The sequence below is a fragment of the Mesorhizobium sp. M2A.F.Ca.ET.037.01.1.1 genome (genome assembly GCF_003998075.1).
Classification (GTDB): Bacteria; Pseudomonadota; Alphaproteobacteria; order Rhizobiales; family Rhizobiaceae; genus Mesorhizobium.
On sequence record NZ_RZSA01000668.1, the window covers coordinates 1 to 3,868 of the forward strand.

Here is a 3,868-nt window from a genome sequence, read left to right on the forward strand (position 1 = left end):
TCGCCTATCAGGTCTGGGGGAGTGGTCCAATAGACCTTGTTTGGGCACCGGGAACGGCATCCCACCTCGATCTGGAATGGGAAATGCCACTGCGCGCTCTGTTTTTCGAGAAGCTTGGGGCGTTCTGCCGGGTCATCAAGTTCGACAAGCGTGGAACCGGGCTGTCTGATCGCCCGATCCGAATGGCGACTCTTGAGGAACGGACCGACGACATCCGGGCGGTGATGGATGCCGAGAAGGTTGAGCGTGCCAGTCTTTTCGGTGTTTCCGAGGGGGGCTCGATGACAAGTTTGTTTGCTGCCTTGAACCCGGACCGCGTGAGATCGCTAATCGTCTGGGGCACGCAAGCTCGTTGGTGCGCTTCGGAAGACCACCCATGGGGTTTGTCGTCCGAGGCGTATGATCAGCTCATCAAGGATGTGGCTGAGAACGGCCCCTCAGACGAGTACATCCGTGGAGCAGGGGTCGGGCTCGGGCGTAGTGTCGATCAAACGGTGGTCGATGCCCAAGCGCGTGTTATGAGGGCCGCGGCGAGCCCGTCCGCATAGGCGGCCTACGAAGCGATGAATCGGGACATCGATATCCGGAATATCCTTCCTGCGATCTCAGTGCCAACGCTAGTCATGATCCGTTCCCACGATCCGGTTGCATCGGCTGAAGCCGCGCGCGACATGGCGCGGCGCATACCTCAAGCAGAAATGAGGGAGTATCCCGGGGACATACACACCTTTGTCGCCAGGGACATGGATACGATCCTGGCCGACATTCAGTCGTTTTTGACCGGTGTGACGCCGGAGGTTACGCCTGACCGAAAGCTAGCCGCGATACTGTTCCTCGACATCGTGTCATCAACGGACCATCTAGCGAGGGACGGGGATCAAGCATGGAGCAATACGCTAACCTCCTATTACAACGTCGTACGCAAGGAAATCGCACGCTACCGCGGCGAGGAGTTTTCGGTTGCCGGTGATGGTTTCTTGGCACTGTTCGACGGGCCAGCGCGCGCGGTACGGTGTGCCCTCACCATTGCCGCCTCGGTGAAGCAGCTTGAGATCGACATTCGAGCGGGTGTCCACGTCGGGGAATGTGCAATTGTGGGGACCAACGTAACAGGCCTCGCTATCCACACAGGAGCCAGGATCATGAGTTCAGCGGAGGGGGGAACGGTTTTGACCTCTCAGACCGTGAGGGACTTGGTCGCGGGCTCAGGCCTACGTTTCGCAGATCACGGAGAGCACGTGCTCAAAGGTGTGCCTGACAAACACCGCTTATTCCTGGCGATGTTGGAAGAGGGGCAGCTTCCTGGCGATACCCGGTTGGTCTAAGCTGTTCCATGCTCGTAACGGCAACGAGCAGGCAGCTCCCCCTTCGGCCCCCATGCTGCCCGTCGGCAACGCGCCTCAACGCGGACGTTTTGGTAAACTTCACCGCGCCAATAGCGGACGCGCCTCGGGTCCCCGATCTCTCAACTCCCAAGCACATCCTCGATATAAATCGGCAGCTTGCGCACTCGTTTTCCCGTGGCGTGGAAAACTGCGTTGGCTATGGCTGGAGCGGTTCCGACTAGGGCGATTTCACCAAGGCCCTTCACTCCCAACGGGTTTACATGGGGATCGACTTCTTCAACAAAATGCGCCTCGAGTTGGTGAACGTCGAGGTTCACTGGCATGAGGTAATCGGCCATATGCGCGTTAACCGGCCGGCCGTCGCGGGCATCCAGGACGGTGCGCTCCATTAGAGCCATGCCGATACCTCCTATCATACCGCCGGTGCACTGACTCCTGGCGAGCAGCGGGTTGACGACGCGGCCGATACCGTATGCACCCACGAGACGGCGCATGCGGATCGTTCCCACGTCCGGATCGATTGCGACCTCCGCCAGGACTGCGCCGAACGAATGCATCGAGTATTTCTCGGCCAATTCCTGCGCCCGCTGGGCAGAACCTCTCGCCTCAATCGGGGACCCTGAACCGTTGACAATGTCTTGGTAGGATAGGCCCTGGGAAGGATCACCCCGACGCTGTAGCCGTCCGTTGGCCCACTCCAGATCCGGCGCTAGCAATCCGTGAAGCTTCGAGCCGGGCTGTGTTGCTCGTGCAGCAGCTTGCGCTTGTGCCTCGAAGCACGCCTCCCGTATCGCCGAGCCCACCGAGGCCATGGTCCAGGAGCCACCATGAGGAGGCGTTTCGGGATAATCGGACCGACCCAGTCGGAACCGAATTCTGTCCGTGGGCAGACCTAAGAATTCCGCAGCCACCTGCGTCATCGACGTGTAGGTGCCTGGCCCCATGTCGCTGGCAGCGGCCTCGACTTCCACTGAACCGTCGGCCATCAGCCGGACGAGGGCATTAGCCGGCGCCTGGAACGCGGGGTATGTTGCCGACGCTGCCCCCATTCCGATTAGAAGACGACCGTCCCGCATCGATCGCGGCTCCGGATTTCGGCGTGACCAGCCGAAATGTTGAGCCGCCACCTGGTAGCATTGCGTCAACGAGCGACTGGAAAAAGGCTTGCCCTCGGCTTCGTCAATGGACGGCTCGTTACGCAGCCGAAGCTTTATGGGGTCAATGCTCATCGCGTAGGAGAGCTCGTCCATGGCGCTTTCGAGAGCGAAGATGCCGCTCGCCTCTCCTGGGCCGCGCATGTGGTTAGGCGTGCCCGTATCAAGCGGTGACAGCCGGTACTGAGTACGCAAGTTGGGACACGAATACATGTATTCGGTGACCGCTGTCAGCGCCTCTTCGAACTGCTCGTACCGGCTCGTTTCACCGACACCCTCGTGAAGGATACCTGCAAGCTTACCCTCCGAGTTCGCTCCCACCGCAACCCTCTGTTGCGTGCGCGGCCGATGCCCGGTGGTGAAAAACATTTGCTTGCGCGTAAGCACCAGCTTCACAGGGCGTCGGACATGCCGAGCCGCAAGTGCGGTGAGCGTCACATGTGGCCATGTCCGCAAACTGGTGCCGAAGGCACCTCCAATAAAGGGACAGTTCACCTGAACGCTCTCTACCGGCAGCCCGAAGACGGCAGCAATCTCCGCCCGCTCATTGGCGATGTATTGCGTCTTGCTCCAGAGGATGAGCCGCTCGCCCTCCCATGCCGCGATAGTCGCGTGCGGCTCCATGGGGTTATGGTTCTCTCGTGCAATCTCATAGACGGCATCGATCTTGTAGGCTGCTTCCGTGAGCGCGCGGTCGGCGTCGCCGCGCGATCTGTCCGCGCGGCCCGCACTCGGAGCGATCCTTTCGGCCAGCTGATCCGTGGGATCGACCAAGGGCCGGCTGGAATCATATTGAATGCGTAGTGCTGCAGCAGCGTGTTCCGCGTCATCAAGCGTGTCGGCGACGACGACGGCTACCGGCTGGCCATAGAAGCGCACTATCTCGTCCTGCAGCACATGCAACCGCTCGCCCGCCGCCGGATCGATGACAGCCTTGTGCGGCAGATACGGAAGCTGAGGCGAATTGCGGTGAGTGATCACCGCCTTGACGCCCGGCATGCTTTCCACCTCGGCCGCCATGATGTCTGTGATGCGACCAAGACCAACGCTTGCGCTAACTATGACGGCATATAGCTGATCCGGCTGATTGAAGTCTGCCGCGTAGCGAGCTGCTCCAGTGACCTTTGCCCGTCCATCCACGCGCGTGAAAGGTTTCCCTATAGAGGCAATGGTCATGCGAGTTCTCCCGCTATTTCAAGCGCTCGGACAATGGTTCGCGGCAAAAGTGCGATTTTTACGTGATTGTGGTGAAGCGCCTTCGCGCCCAGCGTCGAAAGGGACGTCGCTTCCTCGAAGACATCGCGGTCCACCGGCCGCCCGGTGAGCGCGGTCTCGCATCCGCGCATCCGCCAAGGCATGGTGCCGACC

At 60.5% G+C, this 3,868-nt stretch carries 3 protein-coding genes and 1 pseudogene; 2 read left to right on the top strand and 2 right to left on the bottom strand.

Annotated elements, in window-relative coordinates:
* Both EOA27_RS26550 and EOA27_RS26555 read left to right on the top strand, forming a co-directional pair.
* On the top strand, window positions 1-548 hold a 548-nt coding region (locus EOA27_RS26550), incomplete at its 5' end, for an alpha/beta hydrolase (RefSeq protein ID WP_210214172.1).
* 15 nt (window positions 549-563) lie between these two features.
* Window positions 564-1,325 carry an adenylate/guanylate cyclase domain-containing protein gene (locus EOA27_RS26555; protein ID WP_127257651.1) on the top strand — a complete coding sequence of 254 codons (762 nt, stop codon included), beginning with the start codon at window positions 564-566 and terminating at the stop codon, window positions 1,323-1,325.
* A 140-nt stretch (window positions 1,326-1,465) separates the two neighbouring features.
* Here the strand turns inward: EOA27_RS26555 and EOA27_RS26560 are convergent, their stop codons facing one another.
* A complete protein-coding gene (locus EOA27_RS26560; protein WP_126082617.1) occupies window positions 1,466-3,676 on the bottom strand; it encodes a xanthine dehydrogenase family protein molybdopterin-binding subunit in 2,211 nt (736 codons plus the stop codon).
* Window positions 3,673-3,868, bottom strand: a pseudogene (locus EOA27_RS41615) (xanthine dehydrogenase family protein subunit M); the annotation flags it as partial. The gene EOA27_RS26560 and the pseudogene EOA27_RS41615, both read right to left, overlap by 4 nt.

Excerpts from the sequence above, each read along its gene's own strand:
- EOA27_RS26560 (WP_126082617.1), bottom strand. The coding sequence starts at position 3,676 with ATGACCATTGCCTCTATAGGGAAACCTTTCACGCGCGTGGATGGACGG.
- EOA27_RS26555 (WP_127257651.1), top strand. The coding sequence starts at position 564 with ATGAATCGGGACATCGATATCCGGAATATCCTTCCTGCGATCTCAGTG.